Source organism: Deltaproteobacteria bacterium (assembly GCA_026388415.1).
In the GTDB taxonomy this organism is placed as follows: Bacteria; Desulfobacterota; Syntrophia; order Syntrophales; family JACQWR01; genus JAPLJV01.
On the sequence record JAPLJV010000044.1, the window covers coordinates 110273 to 131980 of the forward strand.

General features: G+C 49.3%; 22 protein-coding genes. 15 read left to right on the plus strand and 7 right to left on the minus strand.

Translation table 11 applies throughout. The features are described 5' to 3' along the window. Positions 1-13 precede the first annotated feature (13 nt). From NT140_10135 to rpsA, 4 genes are read right to left on the minus strand one after another with little or no spacing between them, the layout of a single operon-like run. Positions 14-1363, minus strand: a complete 1350-nt coding sequence (locus tag NT140_10135) for a radical SAM protein (GenBank protein MCX5832224.1) — start codon at positions 1361-1363, stop codon at positions 14-16. A 15-nt stretch (positions 1364-1378) separates the two neighbouring features. Further along, a complete protein-coding gene (locus NT140_10140) occupies positions 1379-2620 on the minus strand; it encodes a M20 family metallo-hydrolase (GenBank protein MCX5832225.1) in 1242 nt (413 codons plus the stop codon). After that, positions 2613-4043: a pitrilysin family protein gene (locus NT140_10145; protein MCX5832226.1), complete on the minus strand. Its 1431-nt coding sequence runs from the start codon at positions 4041-4043 to the stop codon at positions 2613-2615. The genes NT140_10140 and NT140_10145 overlap by 8 nt, the downstream gene beginning before the upstream one ends. 14 nt (positions 4044-4057) lie before the next feature. After that, positions 4058-5299 (minus strand): 30S ribosomal protein S1, encoded by a 1242-nt coding sequence (gene rpsA, locus NT140_10150; GenBank protein ID MCX5832227.1) that lies wholly within the window; start codon positions 5297-5299, stop codon positions 4058-4060. A 192-nt stretch (positions 5300-5491) separates the two neighbouring features. Between rpsA and NT140_10155 the strand changes: the two genes are divergently transcribed. The 3 genes from NT140_10155 to NT140_10165 all read left to right on the plus strand — a co-directional run bounded on the left by NT140_10155 (position 5492) and on the right by NT140_10165 (position 9790). Then, positions 5492-7270, plus strand: coding sequence for an amidohydrolase family protein (locus NT140_10155; GenBank protein MCX5832228.1), 1779 nt, complete (start codon positions 5492-5494; stop codon positions 7268-7270). A gap of 211 nt (positions 7271-7481) precedes the next feature. Beyond that, positions 7482-9512 carry an NAD-dependent DNA ligase LigA gene (gene ligA, locus NT140_10160; GenBank protein ID MCX5832229.1) on the plus strand — a complete coding sequence of 677 codons (2031 nt, stop codon included), beginning with the start codon at positions 7482-7484 and terminating at the stop codon, positions 9510-9512. Positions 9513-9517: 5 nt separating this feature from the next. Continuing rightward, positions 9518-9790, plus strand: coding sequence for an acylphosphatase (locus NT140_10165; GenBank protein MCX5832230.1), 273 nt, complete (start codon positions 9518-9520; stop codon positions 9788-9790). A 16-nt stretch (positions 9791-9806) separates the two neighbouring features. Here the strand turns inward: NT140_10165 and NT140_10170 are convergent, their stop codons facing one another. Further along, positions 9807-10988: a pyridoxal phosphate-dependent aminotransferase gene (locus tag NT140_10170; GenBank protein ID MCX5832231.1), complete on the minus strand. Its 1182-nt coding sequence runs from the start codon at positions 10986-10988 to the stop codon at positions 9807-9809. Positions 10989-11092: 104 nt separating this feature from the next. On the opposite strand from NT140_10170, the gene NT140_10175 reads away from it, so the two are divergent. The 5 genes from NT140_10175 to NT140_10195 all read left to right on the plus strand — a co-directional run bounded on the left by NT140_10175 (position 11093) and on the right by NT140_10195 (position 16467). Next, positions 11093-12088, plus strand: coding sequence for a PhoH family protein (locus tag NT140_10175; GenBank protein MCX5832232.1), 996 nt, complete (start codon positions 11093-11095; stop codon positions 12086-12088). Positions 12089-12091: 3 nt separating this feature from the next. After that, the gene (locus NT140_10180) at positions 12092-14476 is read left to right on the plus strand and encodes an HDIG domain-containing protein (GenBank protein MCX5832233.1); all 2385 of its coding nucleotides are present in this window, start codon (positions 12092-12094) and stop codon (positions 14474-14476) included. Next, complete coding sequence (gene ybeY / locus NT140_10185) at positions 14403-14858, plus strand: rRNA maturation RNase YbeY (protein ID MCX5832234.1); 456 nt, start codon at positions 14403-14405, stop codon at positions 14856-14858. The genes NT140_10180 and ybeY overlap by 74 nt, the downstream gene beginning before the upstream one ends. A 399-nt stretch (positions 14859-15257) precedes the next feature. Next, positions 15258-15767 carry a DUF2284 domain-containing protein gene (locus NT140_10190; GenBank protein ID MCX5832235.1) on the plus strand — a complete coding sequence of 170 codons (510 nt, stop codon included), beginning with the start codon at positions 15258-15260 and terminating at the stop codon, positions 15765-15767. 172 nt (positions 15768-15939) lie between these two features. Next, on the plus strand, positions 15940-16467 hold the full coding sequence (locus NT140_10195; protein MCX5832236.1) for a class I SAM-dependent methyltransferase: 528 nt from the start codon (positions 15940-15942) through the stop codon (positions 16465-16467). Positions 16468-16547: 80 nt separating this feature from the next. Here NT140_10195 and NT140_10200 read toward each other — a convergent pair whose 3' ends face one another. Continuing rightward, positions 16548-17441 (minus strand): hypothetical protein, encoded by an 894-nt coding sequence (locus NT140_10200; GenBank protein MCX5832237.1) that lies wholly within the window; start codon positions 17439-17441, stop codon positions 16548-16550. A gap of 34 nt (positions 17442-17475) precedes the next feature. Next, positions 17476-17832, minus strand: coding sequence for a transcription termination factor Rho (locus tag NT140_10205; protein ID MCX5832238.1), 357 nt, complete (start codon positions 17830-17832; stop codon positions 17476-17478). Positions 17833-18402: 570 nt separating this feature from the next. Here NT140_10205 and NT140_10210 point away from each other — a divergent pair. The 7 genes from NT140_10210 (at position 18403) to NT140_10240 (ending at position 21694) form a co-directional block, all read left to right on the plus strand. Then, positions 18403-18648 (plus strand): hypothetical protein, encoded by a 246-nt coding sequence (locus tag NT140_10210; GenBank protein MCX5832239.1) that lies wholly within the window; start codon positions 18403-18405, stop codon positions 18646-18648. A 500-nt stretch (positions 18649-19148) separates the two neighbouring features. Next, positions 19149-19409, plus strand: coding sequence for a hypothetical protein (locus NT140_10215; GenBank protein ID MCX5832240.1), 261 nt, complete (start codon positions 19149-19151; stop codon positions 19407-19409). A gap of 111 nt (positions 19410-19520) precedes the next feature. After that, positions 19521-19733 (plus strand): dodecin family protein, encoded by a 213-nt coding sequence (locus NT140_10220; protein MCX5832241.1) that lies wholly within the window; start codon positions 19521-19523, stop codon positions 19731-19733. A gap of 233 nt (positions 19734-19966) precedes the next feature. Beyond that, a complete protein-coding gene (locus NT140_10225) occupies positions 19967-20242 on the plus strand; it encodes a tyrosine-type recombinase/integrase (protein ID MCX5832242.1) in 276 nt (91 codons plus the stop codon). 77 nt (positions 20243-20319) lie between these two features. Next, positions 20320-20550 carry a cytotoxic translational repressor of toxin-antitoxin stability system gene (locus NT140_10230; protein ID MCX5832243.1) on the plus strand — a complete coding sequence of 77 codons (231 nt, stop codon included), beginning with the start codon at positions 20320-20322 and terminating at the stop codon, positions 20548-20550. A gap of 16 nt (positions 20551-20566) precedes the next feature. After that, complete coding sequence (locus NT140_10235) at positions 20567-20920, plus strand: helix-turn-helix transcriptional regulator (protein ID MCX5832244.1); 354 nt, start codon at positions 20567-20569, stop codon at positions 20918-20920. Positions 20921-21340: 420 nt separating this feature from the next. Continuing rightward, positions 21341-21694 carry a hypothetical protein gene (locus NT140_10240; protein MCX5832245.1) on the plus strand — a complete coding sequence of 118 codons (354 nt, stop codon included), beginning with the start codon at positions 21341-21343 and terminating at the stop codon, positions 21692-21694. Positions 21695-21708 lie beyond the last annotated feature (14 nt).

Genomic DNA, 21708 nt, shown 5'->3' on the forward strand with positions numbered 1-21708 from the left:
CCTCTTTCCTATATCAAGTGGGAAGTCGCGTCAATGATTTCAGCGATTGGTACATTTCATCAGTAAAATTATCTCCTTGGCAAGGCAGAAGCGTATTGTTGTGATACAGGGGTTCGGCCTCGATATTGAAGGGGGAAACCTGCACCGCCTCATCCCACAGAGCCGTGCCGGGGATGGGGGAATATTCCGCCAGAATGGGCTTTGCGCCGCATGATTTGACAAATAAGATGCTTTCCCTCACCTCTGTTGCCGTTTGTTGAGGCAGACCGCAGAGGAGATAGATGCCGATTTCGTCTTGCCGGTAGCCCGCCTTAACCAAACATTGGACAGCCTGCTGTAATTCGCTATTGGTGACCTTGCCGCCCGTCTCTTGCTGCCGTGCGATGTCCGCCGTTTCAAAGCCGAAACGAATGGTTTTAAATCCGGCCTTAAACATCAACATGGCGATTTCGTCGTTAACTTCCCGTATATGCAGGCCATTCGGGCAATGAAACTGCCAGGGGAGGTGATGTTTAATAATTTCTTCAAGTAAAGGGATGGCCATTTCCAGCGGTTGGACAAGAAAGGCGTCATCGTATAAAGAGAAATTTTGGACATGTAAGGACTGATGCCAGAACTCGAGTTCCGCAAAAACCTGGTCGGGGTCTCGCCGCAGAAACGAAGGATTTAAAATCCCGGAGGCGCAATAGGTACAAGTAAAAGGACACCCGCGTGAGGTCATTATGGGCAACTGGTCGGGGTGGTGGACAAGATCGTACGCCGGGTAGGGGCTGGAATCCAGATTGCCGGGATCGGCCGGGAAGGGCAAATCAACATTGAACTCTGCCTTCATCAGAGCGGCAATCGCTGCTTCCCCATTTCCCGACAGTACAAAATCCGCCCCGGACCGGGCAGCGTGCTGCGGGCAAAGGGTCGCGTAATTGCCTCCCATAACGACCGGCACTCCGGGCATGATTTCTTTTACAATGCTGATAGTCTCAAATACCCCTGGGTACCAGTAGGTCATCATCGAGGTGATCATAATCATCTGAGGCTGGGGCAAATTCAGCAGCATGGCGCGCAAAATGTGCGGCGCCAGGCCATAGCGGTGATATTTTTTCGGGATACTTTTTAAGGCCGCCGGTTTGGTAATCGTCTCTCTGAAATACTTGCCCTGGCCGTCCGCAAAACGACGGGGAGCGCGAGGCGAGAGCTCCTTTCTCATCTGCGGATTCCAGGGATCCAGGCAATCAATTAACTCGACGTGATAACCGTTATTGCGTAAAAAAGAGCCGATATAAAGCAGCCCTAATGGCTTAATCCAATAGTCAAAGGCGGCAAAGTCATGTATCCAGGGGTTGATGAGCAGGATTGTTTTATTCATTATTCAGACGCTGCTTCAATATTGCAGGCACAGGTGGGCGTACACCTTTGCGTTTCCCAGCATGTTAACAATGAGGCAGGATTCGTCGGGCTGGTGGGCGGTTTGGGTCATCCGGCACCAGACAGCCACGGGATAGCCGCGTTGGCGAAAATGGGCAGCCACGGTTCCAGCCCCGATACCGGCAGGTGTTGCCTCGACCTCGTAGACATCGCGGATGGCTTGCTGCAGGGCCGTCACGACGGAGGCATCGTTGGGGGTTGGAGGAGGCGCCTGGATCTGCTGCACGGGTGTGATTTCAATCGTGACGCCAAAGCGCTGTTCAATTTCATCCGCCATGGCGCGGATGGCCGACAAGACCCCTGTCAATGGATAGACCGGCAACACGCGGCAGTCTAAATAAAAGACGTCGCTGCCCGGTATGGTGTTGACGTTGGGTACGTTGGCCTCCTTCTTTGTCGGCTGGAAGGTGCTGGCCGGCGGTTCGTAAAGCTGATCCTGGGCGCCTAACAGCTCATGCAGATCGTTCAGACGCACGACCAAGTGGGAGGCGGCCAGAAAGGCATTTTTCCCGAGGTCTGGTTTACTGGCGTGGCATTGTTTGCCTGCGGTCTTGATCTGCAGCCAGAGGATGCTTTTTTCCGCCACTTCAATAATGCTTCCCTCATCATTACCCGAATCGGGCACCACGATCAGGTCGGATTTCAGAAACGGGTTGTCAGCGTGGGTGAGTACATAATCCAGGCCCATGAGGCTGGAAGTTTCTTCATCGGCGACAAAGGCGAGCCCAAAACTCTTCTCCGGTACGATACCCTCGTCTAAGAAAGCCTTGGCAGCAAAAATTGATGCCACCATATCCTGCTGATTGTCTTCCACACCCCGGCCAAAAATCTTGCCGTCTTTAACGTAGCCCTGGTACGGGTCATGACTCCAGAGGTTCAATTCACCGGGCGGCACGATGTCCATGTGCGTCAATATCCAGACCCTTTGGCTCTGGTCTTTTCCCGGCAGGGCGACGAGCAGGTTCGGACGGATACCCGATGATACATGCGGGTCAGGGGCGTTTATCTCCCGGACCGGTGGGAAACCGAACTTTTGGAGGCAGGAAAGGATCAGGCGCGATTTCTCCAGCTCGCCGTGGCCGCAGTTCTCTGGTCCAAGAGCGGGAACCGCAGTCAGGGAATACTGCATCTCTATCATGGTCTCGGCGTAGGAATCTATCCTTGCGGCCAAGCGTGCAAAAAGGCGGGCGTCAATCATGGGGCACCAACGTTTCCACCCTGCCAAAAGCGGTTAATGGTTGGTCAAAGTCTTTTTCCTGGCCCATTACCAGGGTGACAGTTTCTTCCGGCAGAAGATAACGGCCGGCCACCCTGGCGACTTCTTCACTACTCACTCTGGTGATCCTGTCTTGATAGGTAAGCAGGTAATCCTGGGGCAGTTGATCAAATTCCAGCATTAGTTGCTGTTTGGCTATCTGTTCGGTCGAACGGAAAGAAAATATGAAGCTGTTGTTGAGGGATTTTTTTGCCCAGGCGAGTTCCCCGGCGCCGATGGATTCGCTTTTTATCCTGGCCGTAATGGATCTCAGGAGGGATAATGCTTTGCCCGTGGTGGACGACTTGGTCATGGCATAAGTTCCGAGAACTCCATAATCACCTTTGGGCCGGTAAAAACTGCCGGCGCTATAGGCAAGCCCCAGATTGGTCCGGATTTCCTGAAAGATGCGGGAACGAAACCCACCGCTTCCGAGGATGAAATCCAACACCGTAAAGGGATAGAAATCGGCGCTTTTCTTCGCGGGTGCAAATCTCCCGGTGATCACGACCGATTGCGGTACATCCTTGGCGAGATAGAAGAGACCTGCCTGCAAGCTATTGGGCGGCGGTAGAATCTCTGCCGGTGTTCCCTTTTTTGGCCAGTTGCCGAAATATTTTTCCAGCAGGGCAAGAGCCTCCGGTTTGGTAATGTCTCCGGTGATGGCGACCATTATATTGTCAGGGTTATAATAACGCTGGTGGAATTGCTGCAGATCGTCGCGCGTGATTTTTTTCACCGACGTCAGGGAGGGGAGCCTGCCGCGCGGATTGCCTCTATACAGGACGCGGTTGAATTCCCGGAAGGCAAACTGCTGGTGATCGTCGCCGATCCTCCTTAATTCTTCCATCTTCAAGTTCCTGGCCAGTAGTAATTTATCTTCTGCAAAGACAGGTTGCCTCACGATCCGGGACAATATCTCCATGCCGCGGTCCAGGTTATTCTTCAGGCTGGAGAAACTGATAGTGCAGTTCTCCATTTGTGCCGCTAAATTGATATCAATCGCGAGCGCTTCCAGCTCCTCGTCTATCTCCGTGCCGCTCATCAGCTCCGTACCGCCGGTGCGCATCAGCGTGCCCGTTAATTCGGCCAGACCTTCTTTGCCGTCCGGATCAAAATATGCCCCGGCCTTCATGACGGCGTGGATGTTGACGAGCGGCAGTTCGTGATCCGCAAGGATATAAATAATCATGCCGTTGGGTAGCTTTAACCGTTCCGCCTGAGGCGGTTTAAACTGCAAGGCCGGGTAGGTCAGGCTGTCGGGACGGGTCAAATGCAGATACTGGGACTGAGACTGTGCCGGAGCTGAAGTTGCCGCAGCAAGAAAGAAAATTAAACATAGGATCAAGAAACGATAATTTGTCATCTATAATGCTTAACTTACTTATCCCGTTTATCGGGGTTCGATTTTGGGGGATATTTTGATTTCAGCAGATCTCCCAGAGAACCGAAGGAAGTTGATTTTGCCTCTCCCATGTATTTAAGCAGGTCTTCGACCTTCTCTGCATTTTCCCCTGTTCCTGGCGTCTCAGCCCCCTCGCCGTCAGTCGCAGCCAATGTAAGGGAGATGCGTTTTTTCTCAACGTCAATCGCTTCAATGCGCACCTCTACCGACTGACCTTTCGCGAGTATTTCGTTGGCATGTTTGATGCGTTTTCCTTTGGCCAGTTTGGAAATATGGATGAGACCTTCCACGCCGGCCGAAAGTGAGACAAAGGCGCCGAAATTGGTCAGGGAGGAGACGCGACCGGTCAGGCAGGCCCCCTTGGAGAAGTTTTTCTCGATATTTGTCCAGGGATCGGCCAGGTTGGCTTTGAGACTCAAAGAAATTTTGTCCGCATCCCAGTCTAATTTTAAGATGGATAGAGAAAGTTCATCTCCTACCGCAAGCAGACTATTAATATCAGCCGCTCTGTCCCAACCTATTTCAGAGAGGGGAAGCAACCCCTGGATGCCGCCGATATCAACGAAGGCGCCGAAATTGTGCAGGGACATGACCTTGCCCGTAACTATCATCCCCTCTTTCAGTACTTCTTTCAGGCCTTCTTTATGCTTGGCTTTTTCCTCTTGCAGGATCTCGCGGTGGGAGATTATCACGTTACGTCCCTGTTCGGCATATTCCATGATCTTGAAGGGTAAAGTCTTTCCTATGTAATCCGCAACGTTTTCACTTCTGGGCAGCCCGGTTTGTGAGAAGGGACAAAAGGCCCGGACATCGCCCGCAATGACGACCTCCAATCCGCCCTTGGTTTCTTTGGAGATCTTTCCTTCGATGGGTATGCCGCTATGCCAGGCGTCCTCCAGATATGCCTTGGCGGCATCGCCGCGGCCAATCTTGCAGGTGAAAAGTTTTTCACTATTCCGGGAGGAAAGAAAGTAAACGGTGACTGTTTCGCCTTCCTTTACGGTCAGATTGCCCTCGGGGTCGAGGTATTCCTTGCGGTCTATATAGCCTTCACTCTTGCCGCCCAGATCAATGAAGATCCATTCAGGTGAGAGCTTGACGATGCGGGCCTGCACCTTTTGTCCGGGCTGCAGCCACTCTTTTTCAAGCGGATTTTCGGCCATAAATTCCGCAAAACTCTTTTCCTCAACAATTCCGACCTGTTCCTGATTATCCATGAAGTCCTTTTTACTTGTTTAATGATGGCGCTGGCGTGTTAGATACAACAACCGCTTGAATATTACAACAGCTTATTTACTTGACACTGGAAGACTCTATTTCTTATACTCCGGCGCCTGCCGAGGCAAACAATGCTCACAGCGATTGTTTAAATCTTGTCATTTCATCGGAGTAAGGGAAGGAGAATATCCATGGCCATATCAGGAACATTACCCCTCATGGGCAATAAAGAAGCCGCAGTATTAATGCAGGTGGCTCTTGGTCGCGTCCCGGCGGATCTCGCCATCGTCCACGCCCGGCTGGCAAATGTTTATACCTGCGAGATCCTGGAAGACTATGCCGTGACCGTAAAAGGAAAATGGATCGCCTACGTCGGCCCGGCGCCGGAAGCTAACATCGGAGCTGAGACCGTCGTCATTGATGCTCAAGGCTTGACGGTGATTCCCGGTTTTATTGATGGTCACATCCACCTGGCCCCCCTGTTTGACGCTGCGGAGTTTTCGCGCTATGCGATCAAAGGCGGTACGACGACGATCATCGCCGAGACGATGGAACCATTTCCCGTCGGCGGTTACGAAGGCGTACTGGATTTTCTCGATGCTTTCCAGGATCAGCCTCTGAAGGTATATGCCACCGTGGCGGCCATGGTTTCGATCAGCCGGACCTGTAACGGCGTGCCACTGGCAACACTCAAAAAGCTCCTTAAACGCGATGACGTCCTGGGTTTGGGCGAGTCCTATTGGCAGGCTGTTTTACAGAATCCGGACCAGTTTCTGCCCCTTTATGAGGAGACCCTGCGGTGCGGAAAGGTCGTAGAAGGTCATTCGGCCGGCGCGGGCGGCAGAAAATTGGTGGCCTATGTGGCGACGGGTGTTTCTTCCTGCCATGAGCCGATAACTGCCGAAGAAGTGCGGGAAAGATTGCGCTTGGGGATTTATGTAATGGTCAGGGAGGGGAGCATCAGGCGCGAGCTCGCAGCCGTGGCCCGCGTAAAAGATATGTCTGTTGATCTGCGCCGATTGATCCTGGTCACCGACGGTATTGATCCCAAGGATTTGATCGAGAAGGGTTATATGGAATATGTTGTTCAGAAGGCGATTAATGTCGGCTTCGCCCCCCTGGATGCGATCCGGATGGCAACACTGAATGTGGCCGAGCATTTCTCCCTTGATGGCCTCATGGGAGGCATTGCTCCCGGTAAGTACGCTGATATGTTGATTATACCCGATTTACAGACCATCCAGCCTTGGTACGTAATCAGCAGCGGTAAAATCGTAGCCAAAAATGACGAGCTGCTTGTTTTGCCGCCGAAGCCTGTCTATAGCGCGGCGAGTTGCCATAGTATCCATCTTCCTGCCGAACTCAGGCCGGAGGATTTTGCCATCCTGGCCGACCGTAATCTTTCCCAAGTCAAGGTTCGCGTGATTGATCAAATAACCGATCTGGTGACGGCGGAATTGCAAATGGAGATGCCGGTTATGGATGGCCAGATAAAGGCCGATATTAATCAGGATATCATCAAGGTGGCGGCCATTGACCGAACTAACTGTCCGGGCCGGAAATTTGTCGGATTGTTACGCGGATTTAAAATGCGCTCGGGCGCCTTTGCGACCAGTGCGGCCTGGGACACATCGGATATCATCGTGGTTGGCGCCAGTGAGGCGGACATGGCCCTCGCCGTCAACCGCATCCATGCCCTGCAAGGAGGAACAGTAGTTTGTGCCGGGGGAAGGATTCTGGCCGAGTTTCCCCTGCCCATTTTCGGTCTGATCTCCCCTTTGCCGATGGATATCCTTGCCGTACAGATGGACGCGATAACGGCAGCCGCTCAAGGGCTGGGCATCCCTTTCAGCAATCCTTTTTTAACTCTGGTTACCCTGACCGGGGCGGCGATCCCTTACCTTCGCATCTGCGAAGAGGGGCTGGTAAATCTGAAAGACGGGAAAACTCTGGGCGTGATCGTGCCCTGAATATAACGGCCTCGTCAAAAGTCGAAAATGCCGAAGAAGTGAGGGCTTGTCGCTGCTTATATATCCGTGCGGAAATATAAGCAGCGACAAGCTCCGTATTTTATGTTATATATCTTCCCCCCGTTCAGCTATTCCTCTCAGGGGGGAGTAAATGACCGCACGTCTGCTCATCATCTAACTGCGTATAACGTTACTCAAATATAACAGGGATATGAAGATGCACAGGGATGAAGCTGAAAAGAAAATTGCCTCTTTGCGCAGAGACATTGCTTATCACAATCAGAGGTACCACCAGTTTGACGACCCGGAAATAGCCGATGCCGAGTTTGATGGCCTTATGGTGGAGCTGCTGGCACTGGAACAACAATTTCCCGACATAGATGCTGCTCTTTCCCCTACCCGGATGGTCGGGAGCGCGCCTTTGGACGCCTTTTCCCAGATCAGGCACTTGAGCCCCATGCTTTCGCTCAACAATGCCTTCTCGGAAGCGGAAGTAACGGCTTTTGATCTACGAGTGCGGGAAAAATTGCAGCGGGAGGAAATCGAATATACCGCCGAACCGAAATTCGATGGTCTGGCCATTAGTCTTTTATACGCCAAGGGCCTGCTGGTGCGGGCAGCAACAAGAGGCGATGGCTACACGGGGGAAGATGTGACACCGAATATCCGTAAAATATCGTCTATTCCCGAGCGATTGGCAGCCGATGCCGGAGACCAGACGCTGGAGATTCGGGGCGAGGTAATCATGTTCAAGGAGGATTTTGCTGACCTCAACCGCCGGCAACGGGAAAAAGGCGAAAAGGAATTTGCCAATCCGCGCAATGCCGCGGCCGGGTCGCTCCGACAGCTTGACGCCGAAATCACGGCCCAAAGGAGATTGAGCTTTTTTGCCTATGGCCTGTCTGCCGGAGCAAGCGGGGAAGAAAACCGGCGGCTGGTTGCCATTAAATCGCACAGTGAAATCATGGCGGCGATGGCGGCCTGGTCCATCCCTGTCAGTAAAGAACGCCAAGTTGTCAAAGGTGCGGCGGGCCTGCTTGCTTATTACACCTACCTGGAATCAATAAGGCCTGCCCTGCCCTTCGACATAGACGGCGTAGTTTATAAGGTTGATCTGCTTGAATATCAGGAACGCCTCGGTTTTGTATCCCGTGCGCCACGTTTTGCGATCGCCCATAAATTTGCCGCTGAAGAAGCAACCACCGAAATTTATGACATTCAAGTGCAAGTCGGTCGCACCGGGGCCTTGACTCCTGTCGCCCGTCTAAGACCGGTGTTTGTCGGGGGCGTGACCGTCAGCAACGCCACCTTGCATAATGAAGATGAAATATTCAACAAGGATGTCCGCATTGGCGATACGGTTATTGTTCGTCGGGCCGGTGATGTCATACCCGAAGTTGTCCGGGTAGTCATTGATAAACGACCTGCTACTGCCGTGCCTTTTGTCATGCCCGCCAAATGTCCGGTTTGCGGTTCTGACGTGGTGAGATTGGAAAACGAGTCGGCGCGTCGTTGCATAGGCATCGCCTGTCCGGCCCAGATCAAGGAACACATCAAACACTTTGTGTCCCGGGGCACCATGGATATTGAGGGGCTGGGGGATAAGCTGGTGCAGCAACTGCTCGAAAATGAACTGATTATTGATCCCGCTGACATCTACACCTTAACAAGGGAAAAGTTACTGACCTTGGAAAGGATGGGGGATAAATCCGCCGACAATCTTATCTCGGCAATCAAGCGTTCCCAAACCCCGACCCTGGAAAAATTTATTTTCGCCCTCGGGATCAGGCATACAGGCGAACATATCGCAAAAGTTTTGGCAGAGAGATTCGGCAATATTTCCGAACTTATTGCAGCAACGGAAGAAGTGTTGCTGGGCATCCGCGACATCGGACCGGAAGTAGCAGCGAGTATTATCAAATTTTTCCAGGAACCGGCCAATCTCAACGTTCTTGCCAAGCTGCACGAGGCGGGTGTCAGAGCGCAAGAAGCTGTTGCGTTGCAGAAAGCACCCCTGGCTGGTAAATCATTCGTCTTCACGGGGACCATGAGCAGGATGTCCCGCCAGGAGGCCAAGAAAATCGTCCAGTCTCAGGGCGGGCTCGTTACGGCATCACTGACGAAGACTACCGACTATTTAGTTGCAGGGGAATCACCCGGCTCAAAATTCGATAAAGCCCGGCAGGCGGGTGTCAACATAATTGATGAGGAGAATTTCGCTAAACTTATCGGTGCGGAGTGATGGCTATGAAAAGATGGCATTTTTTGATTACTGGCAAGGTTCAGGGCGTTTTTTTTCGTGCCCACATGCAGCGGGTAGCCGAGTCGCTGGGCTTTACCGGCTGGGTTAAAAACCTTCCCGATGGCAGTGTCGAAGCCATTGTGGAAGGTTCCGAAATCAACCTGGCCGCCCTGCTGGACTGGTGCCAGGAAGGGCCGCCCTGCGCCGATGTCAGCCAGATTGAAGTGACAGAAGAACCATACAAAGGCGATTACACGGACTTCAGCATCCGTCATTAGTAAGTTAACGTTATCGTCACGAAAACTGCTTCATAACCTTCCCGAATCCCTCCATGGAATTTATTATTGTCCGGTCTTCCACGCAGTAGGAAATGCGGAAGAAGCCGGGTCCGCTGAAGCCGCTGCCAGGTACACAGATGATTTTTTCCTGAAGTAAAGCTTTAACAAACAAGGCATCATCTTCTATGGGACTCTGGGGGAAAAGGTAAAAGGCTCCGGCGGGTTTGACGAACTTGTAGCCCAAGGCTGCCAAGCCATCGCAGAGCAGGTCGCGTTTGCGTTTATATTCGGCCACCGCCACCTGGGCGCCCTGCAGGTTGACGATCACGCGCTGCATCAAGGCCGGCGCGTTCACAAAACCAAGAATTCGGTTGCAAAGAATAGCGGCATCAATAACCATCGCCACGCCCTTCAGGGCCGGATTGATGGCCAGATAGCCGATTCTTTCTCCGGGCAGGGAAAGGCTTTTGGAATAAGAGGTGGCAATAATACTGTTTTCGTAGGCGGCCAGGACACTGGGAACCTCGGCGCCGTCGTAGACGATATCCGTATAAGGCTCATCGGAGATGAGGTAAATATCCTCGCCCAGAGTACGGGACTTGTCTCGCAGAACGTCGGCCAAACCCTTGATAGCAGCGCCATCGTAAACCTTGCCGGTGGGATTGTTGGGCGAATTAATCAGCACGATCTTTGTTTTTTCTGTAATGGCAGCGGCGATAGCCGAAAGATCAAGGGAAAAATCGCTTTGGGTCTTGACAAATTTAGTCACGCCGCCCGCGTTATCCACATAGGAACGGTATTCCACAAAACAGGGCGTAGGAACAATAACCTCCTCGTTGGGATTAAGGAGCGCCTTTAAGATGACATTCAGAGCGCCGCCGGCCCCGCAGGTCATGATAATGTTGTTGAAAGCAAGTGGCACTCCCCGGATGGAACTCTGGTAGGCGGCCACAGACTTTCTCGTCTCGGGATAGCCGGCATTAGGCATATAGCCATGTTTATTCGGGATAACGGCGGCGGCAGCCTGGATGAGAGCCTCCTTGAATTTGTCCGGCGGTTCAATATTGGGATTGCCGAGGCTGAAATCAAAAACATTTTCCGCACCGAATTGTTTTCTCAAATTATCGCCTTCCTCAAACATTTTCCTAATCCATGATGAGCTAGCGATCATATCCTGAATCTTGGTAGAAACAGCCATCGAGTATTCTCCTTTTTTACAATATTATGGTTGACATTTTATCGGGCATTGTTGATAAAAGCAACTGGCAAATCTGGAAAGATGTATAATAAGGTCGCAATTACTTGAAACATAACAAATTGGCGCCAACCGCCGAAACCATCAGTTTTACCGACAATACCATCCTCCGCAATCTGTTTGGCGAACAGGACAGTCATTTAAAGCTCCTGGAGAAGCTGACCGGCGTGAAGCTCGCCGTCCGGGGGAACAATATTACCATAGCCGGCGATGATCCCGTCATTGTTAAGCTCAGCAGGCAAATCCTCGGGCAACTCTACGGCATCATCGCCAAGGGCTATAACGTATTTGCGGAAGATATCGTCTACGCGCACCGGATGCTCTCGGGAAACAGTGATGTGGATCTGGAAAAGATATTTCTCGACACGGTTTTCATTGCTTCCAAAAAACGCGTCATCACCCCGAAGAGCATCGCCCAGAAACTATACATTGATGCCATGAGAAAGCACGACATGGTGTTTGGCGTCGGCCCGGCCGGAACCGGCAAGACTTATCTGGCCATGGCCATGGCAGTTTCCGCGCTCATGGCCAAAAAGGTGCATCGCATAGTCCTGGCGCGGCCGGCCGTAGAGGCGGGTGAAAAGCTGGGCTTCCTGCCCGGCGACCTCGCGGAAAAGGTAAACCCTTATCTGCGGCCGCTTTATGACGCCCTGTTCGATATGCTGGATTTTGACCGGGCCACCGCTCTCATTCAAAAAAGCATTATCGAGGTTGCCCCGCTCGCCTTCATGCGCGGCCGGACGCTGAACGATTCCTTCGTCATCCTCGATGAGGCGCAGAATACCACCTCCGAACAGATGAAGATGTTTCTCACCCGCCTCGGCTACGGTTCCCGGGCCGTCATCACGGGCGACATTACCCAGATAGATCTGCCCCTGGAAAAAGGATCAGGACTCATTGAAGCGGCAACAATCCTCAAAACAACGGAGGGCATCAGCTTCATTCACTTCTCTGAAGTTGACGTCGTCCGGCATCCTCTCGTTCAGGATGTCATTCGCGCCTACCAGCAGTTAGAGCAGCGGAAGAGAAATAAAGGCAATTAAAACATGTACAATATAAAAGTTTTTAAAGACAAATCAGCCTTGTTGGCAAAAAAGATCAAAAACCATGGTCCAAAGATTGCCGCATCATCTTCGCATGTGCTGCTCAATAAGATATTTATATTATCGGTTTTGAGTTTATTGCTGGCTATCCTCCTGACCCCCCAGATCCGGTTTCAACATCCCGGATATAAACTGGGAGACATCGCCACCCGCAATATCAAGGCCGACCGGGAGTTTATTGCGGAAAATGCGTCTGCCACTGAACAGAAGCGCATGGAAGCCATTAATGAAATCCGTTCCGTTTACGATTATGATGACGAAGTGGCGGCGCAGATCCTTACCAGCCTGACCAATGCCTTCTCTCTGATGAAAGAAATAAGCTCCGGGAAGATAGCCGCCCCACCGGAGAAAAACGAGGATCTGTTATCGCCGCTGAAGAAAAACTTTGAAAGAATCGTCGGCCTGACCGTTTCTGCCGAGGAATTTCAGGCCCTCTACCAGAGCAAATTTTCACCCTCCGTCGCCGCAAAAATCGCGGGGCTTATTACTACGGCTTATCGTGGCGGCATGATTACGAACTTGACATTTTTGCCGCAGGAAAAAGACAGAGGAATCGCGGTCAGAGACTTAAGAAAGCAAACGGAAAAAGAGCTGACCAATCTATCGGCCGCCCGCCATATAACGGATATCGAATCGGGGATGCTGAAAACGGCGAACCTTAACGCGGGCCAGGAGACAGCTTACACAGACAAGGTGGCTCTTAGCCTGGCGATGAAATTAATCAAGCCCAACCTTGTTTACAATAAGGATGCCACCGAATCAAGGAAGCATGCGGCCACACGGGATGTCAATCCCGTTTTCCTGAAGGTTGAAAAACACGAGATGCTGGTTCGGGAGGGCGAAAAGATTACCCCTGCCGAAATGGCTAAATTGGATGCCTACTACCAGATCAAGGGAGAAAAGAAGTTTTCCAAATTCCTGGTTTTTACCGGCGTGTTCTTTACAATCGTCTTTTTCGGCATTATTCTTTATCACTATGCAAATAAAATGTATAAAATTGAGAAGTTGGATATCTTGTTTATAAGTGTGACGGCTCTTTTACAGATTATTTTCGTCCGGATAGGAATTTTTGTTGCCGGGGCCGTTACGGAGGCCTTTCCCACCCTTCCCGCCGATGTCTTCATCTACACGATTCCTTTCAGCGCCGCCGCGATGCTGGTGAGTTTGCTGCTCAACCAGAGGCTGGCTTTTCTATTGTCCATATTCTTGTCAATTATCATCACCTTTCTTTTTGACGGCAAGATTTCCCTGTTTATTTTTTCCTTTCTGGGCAGTGCCGTGGCCGCTTACCGGATTGTAGATTGCCGGGAACGGGCTGCATTTTTCAAGGTCGGATTATTGCTGGGCGCCGTGAATATGGCGGCCATTCTCTCCCTGGGCCTGATTGAGGAAAACATTTTCACCTTTCACACCTTTATTGCCCTCCTGATGGGATTTGCGGGGGGAAGCGCTTCCGGTCTGCTGGTTGCCGGCCTGCTACCCCTCTTTGAATCGCTTTTCCAATACACCACGGATATTAAGCTGTTAGAGCTGGCCAATCTCAACCAGCCTATTTTTCAGCAGATGATTATGGAAGCGCCAGGCACCTACCACCACAGTATTGTCATGGCTTCCATGGTCGAAACGGCTGCGGAGGGCATCGGCGCCAATGCTCTGCTGGCCAAGGTGAGTGCCTACTATCATGACATCGGGAAGATGAAGATGCCCCAGTATTTCATTGAAAACCAGCCCAGCGGCGGCAACAAGCATGACAAGCTTTCGCCCAAAATGAGCTCGCTCGTGATAATTTCCCACGTCAAGGATGGTTGCGAATTGGCCGCCAAGGCAAAACTTTCCAAAGAGATTATCAATATTATCAGAGAGCATCACGGCACGAGCTTAGTCAGTTATTTTTTCGATAAGGCCAAAAAGGACAAGACACCTTCCATCCGCGCCTTGCCCGAAACTGATTTCCGCTATCCCGGTCCCAAACCGCAAACCAGGGAGGCGGGCCTCGTCCTGCTGGGCGATGTTATGGAGGCTTCCTCCCGCACGTTGTCCAATCCCACACCGGCCAGAATCAAAACACTGGTCCGGGAACGTATCGAACACGCCCTAAACGATGGTCAGCTCGATGAATGTGATCTCACCCTGCGTGACTTAAACAAGGTTGCCGAGAGCTTTATCATGATTTTAAACGGCATTTTCCATCACCGCATAGATTACCCGGAACCTGTTGTCAATGAACTCAATGGCGCCAAGAAAGAAGGCAACTATGCAATTGTTGATCGAAAACAGGCAGAAAAAAGTAAAGGTAGACAGACGCCGGCTGCGACAGACAGCGAATAAAATTATTCGGGAACTCGGTTGCCGCGACAAGGAAATCAGCCTGGCGCTGGTTGATAACGATCAGATCCGGGAGATCAACAGACAGTATCTCAACCGCGATTATCCCACCAACGTGATCGCTTTTTCCCAACTGGAGGGAGATTTTGGCGATCTTAATCCCACCCTGCTCGGCGATGTGGTGATTTCTGTAGAGAGAGCCGCCGGTGACGGCCCGGCCGGCGGCTTGACCTTAGATGATGAGCTTGATTTCCTCTTTATCCACGGCCTCCTGCATCTATTGGGATATGAACATGAAAATACCACGGAAGCAGAGGCGCAAAGAATGAAAGATAAAGCCGAGCTTTTGTTTTACAACCTGAAAGGCTTCAAAATCTATTCTTAAAAAATACGGGGTAACCGGTCTTATTTTAGTCTTTCTAGACAGTTGAATTCATTTTTCATCCGCTGCCAACCATCCGTGCCATACCTTTCAACCTGGGCTTTTTCCAGTGCTCCTTTCTGAACGGATGCCTTCTTTCGCTCCTCCCAAAAAAAGTTTGTTGCACTCTGGAGAAAATCAGTAATTTTGGCAACCATATGCTGACAGGGGAGATAGATGAAATTGTTACAGCGTCAAAGGACAGTTATAAAACATGAAAATGGTGAAGAAGAATCCCTGCATAAAAAAAGTGAAAAGAAGTTTAAAGATTAAATGAATTATGCTATCAGCAAACGACCGGCAGATTTCAAATAAACTCGATGGGGAGGTCTGAACATCGGCATTGTCAATTGGCTATAATATATGATCCCTAAAGCAACCATTAAGACCTTTATCCATCAGGCTCGCGAACTGGGGGCACTGCAAGCCAAACTGATCGAAGCGGCAAGCATCGTCACTGCACCCTGGGTCAGGCTTAAATGTCGGTATGGCTGTGGCGGCTATAATACCAGCCTTTGCTGTCCGCCGCATACACCCACCTATCTGGAGACAAGGGAGGTAATCGCCAGTTACCAATCCGCCCTGCTGATCCACGGCAAGGAGCTCGGCAGGCTTCCCGCCATTGTCTGCGATCTGGAACGCCGGATCTTCCTGGCTGGTTTTCATAAGGCTTTTGGTCTGGGAAGCGGGCCATGTCAACTGTGCGAAAAATGTAATGTCAAGCGATGCATCCACACCGAACAGGCTCGCCCTTCCATGGAGTCCTGCGGCATTGACGTTTATGCTACGGTCCGGGCCAACGGCTATCCCATAAAAGTTGTTAAGGATTATTCAGACGACGCTAATTACTATGGCCTGGTGTTGATCGAGTGATCGATGAGAAAACCTGAAAACAGAACATTTAGATAAGAAAAGCATTCGTCGGTGTCCTGGATGACCTGAACTGAATTGCCTTCTCAAAAGATTGACCACTATGGACATGAATGACTTGAAACGAGTCAACAGTTTATGGGAAAAGATATATCCCCACCTGGCATTACAAATAATGGGGAATTACCAGAGAGATTTCGGGATGGTCTTGGAATTAGGCCCATTTTCTGGCGGTATATCAATGGCGTTGGCCAGATTATACCCTAAACTCAATATTACCATTGCCGATGAGTCGCCGGAAGTGCTGAAGTATTTAAGACAGGAGATATCAAGGTCCGGATTATCCAAAAAAATATGCGTCTCGAAAACAAGTCTAAATCAGCTTGCTTTTGATAGCGCTCAATTTGATTTGGCGGTCTTCAGAGGAGCCTTTTTCTTTTTGCATAATGAGAAATATCTTCTTCAGGAAATATTTCGGGTACTGAAAGATGGGGGAATTGCCTTTATCGGCGGTGGGTTTGGCAAAGATACTCCCCAGGTACTTATTGATGAAATTGCGGATGAATCTCGTGTATTGAATGATAGATTGGGGCGGTACCGGGTCAGCGTATTGGAATTGGAGGAGATGGTCCGTAAGGCAGGATTACTGGAGCATTGCACGATTGAGGAAAGAGGAGGCTTGTGGCTGAACATCAAGAAATAGGGGCGCATAAGCATATTCTTCCCATTATATCGGCCATAACAGATCACCTGTTAACTGACTGCTGATCAATGTATCGTGTCTCACACATCAGAAAGAACATAATTATTTAAACGTTTTTTTCCAACGATACCGATAGCAAAATGATACAGTGCAAACAGTTCCAGAGCAAAAGGGATATACCCCAGATAACCGAGGAGAGGCATTTCAAAAACATGCAGGAAATCTACGTAAGGGATGCAATATATCCATTTCGGGTAGGAATGGAAATTCCACAGTTCCCAAAAAAAGCCGCAGATCAGCGATCCCAGACCAAGCGAAACCACTTGTCGCCAATCGCCTTGAGAGAGATGGGCCAATAGCGTGCGAAAGCCTAACTTTAAGTTAATAGAATCGACAATCAGGTAAAGTGATCCCCAAACAAGGGGGAAATAATACTGGGGCCAAAGGACTATTAAGAACATCATGAGAAGGCCTGCACAGAAAATGGTGGGAATGGTCCAAGGATAAAGGGTAAAACGGGGGCCGGTCGTCAGCTTTTTAACCCATGAAAACGTACTCACTAATTCTGCGGTACCGAACACAGCCGGTATGACAACGGAGAATGATATTGATGATAAGAGGGAAAATTCTACCCTACTGAAATATTCTTCCCCTTGATAAAACCAGTTCCTGGTATGCCAATTGATGAGCTCAAAAAGCCACCACACAGGAATGGAGATCAGGAAGAGTCCCACATAGGCCCGATAATTACGGGTTAGGAGCGAAGAGTGAGTGCGGGAAAATACCAGACTACTCACAAAAAGACAGTAGCCTAACCACAACGGAAAAAATGCCCAATGAGTTCTTAATCCTGGCAGCATCCAGTTACATAACCAAAAAGATAAAATAAGGGCTATGCCTGACCAGCGGATTATGAGTTCCTGACGCTTTCGCCGTTTAGGATCGGAGGTATCTGCATAACCAGAAGTGGCCATATATTATTCAGGACATTTCAGCCGACTCCGAAGTTCAGGCCGCGGCAAAGCGTCTTGACTTTTTCTTAAGCTGACTGATCTGATGCCGCAGCATGACGACGTTATTGTTATCATTTGATTCCAACGCCTGCAATTTCATGACTTTCAGTTCGGAGATTCTTGCTTTGAGCTCTGGTTTTGTCATTTTGATCTTGGCTAAATGTTTCCTTTTCTTAACCGGTGTTTCGTTTTTGATACCCCAGGCTTCTTTGATTAAGGCGACGAGTTCCTCCTTCTTCATGTCAAGGATTGCCCTTTCATGGGGAATCTCTGCCGCAATCTCCCGCAATTCCTTGATAGTCAACTTTTCCAGATGTTTTCCGTCATGTTCTTTATGAGTTTCTTCTGACATCGCACATAGACCTCCTTATTTTTTATATTTGGGAATCAACCTTGCGGTGCATAAATCAATGAATGACTTTATTATATCACAACTCATTTTACGGTTCAACCCTACGGAACACCCTACGGAAATGGCCTTATCATTTAAATTGTATAAGGCTGGATTAGCTAATGATTTCTAATGGCCGTATTAAATAATGTACGCATTTATTAATGGACAGCAGCCTTTTTCTTTTTGACCTTGGCCGGCATTTCCCATATACTCATTATCGTTAAAACGAAACAAAAGGACAACCAATAATTATGACCCCCAAAGGCAGCCCGTATATTGATCACACTGGAGATATAATTATCCCTTTCAATTCTGACCAGAAATACCACCTTTGGAATGGCGGCCAGCATTTAACAGAAACTCTTTTGGAACTGACGTGCCTCAGGATGTTTGGGATGGGCATACCTTAAGGCCGTACCCTGGGAATGGTGGCTGAACTGGGAGATAGACTTAAAGGATATACGAAAAAGGAGAACCGTCATGGTTCCTGGGGCGGAGAAGCTGCCCGAATAAAATGAGGTTAAAAACATGTGTGATCAAGACAGGCTAAAAATGATAATTGAAGAACTAAGCACCCCAATATTTGGGGAGAAGGAGAATATATCAAAAGCTTTTGAATATGTTAGCCTCCTCTCTTCTAATAGTCAAGATGGCGCTTATATCATGACTGCAGTCGGTATTATGTGCAACACAATCGCAAAAGAATTACGAAAGCTTCTCCCGGATGAGTTTTATGAGCTAATACACGCCGAGATATTGAAGAAGATTGAATGATACTGAAATGATAGTAATATTAACTGGGCGGACGCTGAGTCCCATGATTCCGCCTGTATCCTGCCCGTAAGCGGCCTTTAGTTGTGGAGAAACGATTACCTGTGCTGATACATATCCATTTTATCCCGAGATAATTTTACCGCCGATAATTTTACCAATTTAGTTCATACTACATTCCAAATGGAAATCAACAATCTGGCCTGAAAAATGAGTATATTATTTCTTCCTTGACTTCATATGACGATAGGAATAGTATCAAACCAAAATCTCACCATATCTGCGATCAACCTCACAACCTGACGAGCAAACTCCTTGGGTGTTATATGAAGAGAAGATTCCGGAAGGTGCCAATGTAAAGCCTCCAAGAGACCACGATGGCCTTTTGGAGGCTTTTATCGTTTCCCGAAAAAAACCAAACCCTCCGAGAGAAGTTGACCAAAAGGGCAAGGTATTCTGCGGAATCTTTTAAGAAATGTCAAAATCAAACGAGGAGGTGGTTTATGTATTTTATGAATATATGTTCATGGGCTCCAGAGGATGAGAAGGAAGTCGAAAAGAGGAGGGCTGGTTGGAAATGGCCAAAGGGCGTGAAGGTTATCTTTGAATTCCTTGATCTTCAGGGCTGCCGTGCAATAAACGTCGTCGACACGGACGCGAAGGGCCTGATCGCGAGCAGAGTAGCATGGATTGATGTCGTAGCCGTTGAGACCTTCCCTGTTTATCCTTTCGGTGGGAGTAAAAATCTGCTGAAAAAGCAGTAAGTAAGGTCCGATCCATGGGGGTGAGATAAAATGACCCAAAAAATGGATTTTGCTTTTCAAAAGTCTGGATTTTCCCTTTACTAACCTTTTAACATGAGAAAGGAGAAAACCATGCCTGAAAGTACTTACAAAGTTATCGAGTTAGTTGGAGCAAGCAAAGTTTCCTGGGAAGACGCGGCTAAAAAAGCCGTAGAAACAGCAGCCAAGACCTTGAAAGACCTCCGTATTGCCGAAGTCGTCAAGCTTGACATGACTGTTGAGGATGGCAAAGTGGCAATGTTTCGCGTCAGAATTAGTTTATCTTTCAAATATTTGGGAGAATAACTGCTTAGTGTCTGGTGAGGGAGCGGCGAATCGTAGAACCGCTCCCATTACCAGAGCCTTCAGTACAACTGGTAATTCACACTTTAATTCCGAACCAAGAGTCGCGGACTTGTAGGTACTGTAAGTAGCTATAATCTCAACATTTACTTGAAAGGTGCAATTTTAATAGGTTGATTTTTCCGGCGGTTGGAAGTATTCGTATCTTCACGTTATCACTCATATTTTTTAGAATAGTGGAGGAATTGAAATTCAATCAGGGCATTAACGATCTCCGGTTAGAGGTATGCTTTCACACCTGTCGGCATAGTTACGCTTCATGGATGATCGAGCAGGAGCAAGATTTATATACCGTTCAGAAGCTCTTAGGCCACAAGACAAACGTAATGACGCAGCGATATGCCCACCTGAGCGAAAACAGTCTTATGGACGCTGCCAAAGCATTGGGGCAAGCATGGCAGAAGGCTCCCGAGCAGGATCAACAGACCGGCGAAGAGGCCGCAACCGGATAAAGAGGCCGAGCAGGTTGTAAACTTCACGAAATAGAAAACACCTTGCATTATACTTTTATTAGGTATAGGATGAAGCCATGGCGTGGACGATTAAGGAAAAGAAGGGGCTTCACAAACGGGTCAGGGATTTACCTGAGAACGTTCAGAACCTTCTCATTGCCCTGAAAAAGGATATGGAAGCAAACGGGCCGATCCGGGGAGACTGGCCGAATTTCAGCGCCCTGTCCGGCACCCGTTATCACTGTCATTTAAAGAAAGGCCACCCGACCTATGTGGCGATATGGGAAGTGACGGACAAAGAAATATAATTGATTGAGGTGATATATGCAGGCACACACGAAAAAGCACCCTACTGAAACCGTTGAACTGCGATTCATCGGGCCGATTGTGAATATTGCGCGGGCCATCGAAAGCTTGAAGCCGTTGGGGTTTGTGGATACGTCCGATTCTGTCCCGTGGCGCGATGCTTACCCGGAATGCTCGGAAGCGCAGCTTATCGGCAAGGCTCTGGCCGGGGCAAGATACCGGGAAGGGTTGACGCAGATGAAACTTGCCGAACTGACCGGCATCCCCCAGCGCCACATCAGCGAGATGGAAAACGGCAAGCGCTCAATCGGCAAGGAAATGGCGAAGCGCTTGGGGAAGGCATTGAACATAGGGTACAAGGTCTTCCTGTAAGAAGTTCACCAGGGGGATACCCTGTATATGGGACCCTCTCAGGGGTGACCAATAAAAATAAGCATGGCGCCGGAAATTGTGTTCACCTACTACTGTTTAGTGTCGACCATTAATCAGAACTGACGATTACGGATTGAAAGGGAGCAACGATTAGGCATTGCTACCATAGAGCCCGGGAAAAAACAATTCCAACGCTTAGGAATCGTCACTAATCATAATTATGATCACAAAGATTCCGCATAAATTTGCCTTGACTTTTCAAGAATGATATTTCATGCTTTAAATAAAGTTCCATAGTACCGTCTGGTTGGTGATTTGGTCACGTTGATGTTCGACAAATAGGGTGGTTAAATCAGCATATTGATGTATCTGTAATCGAAGGGTTCTTCCTTCCAAAAAACGCATTGATAAGGAGGTATCATGAAAAGGTCGACTTTATTAGTAGTTCCTTTCCTTATTGTGGTTTTGGCTGTGGGTGGCGCTTTTGCCGCCAGTGCAGATGACATAACAAAAGGCAAGGGGCCTGGCACAATGATGGACAAGAAACCCGGACCCGGTGATTTAAACAAGAAACCTGGACCCGGCGATTTAAACAAGAAACCCGGACCCGGTGATTTAAACAAGAAACCCGGGCCCGGTGATTTAAACAAGAAACCTGGACCCGGCGATTTAAACAAGAAACCTGGACCCGGTGAGTTAAACAAGAAACCTGGACCCGGTGATTTAAACAAGAAACCCGGACCTAGCGGCGACAAGGACAAATGCAAGCCTTAATAACAAGCAATTTC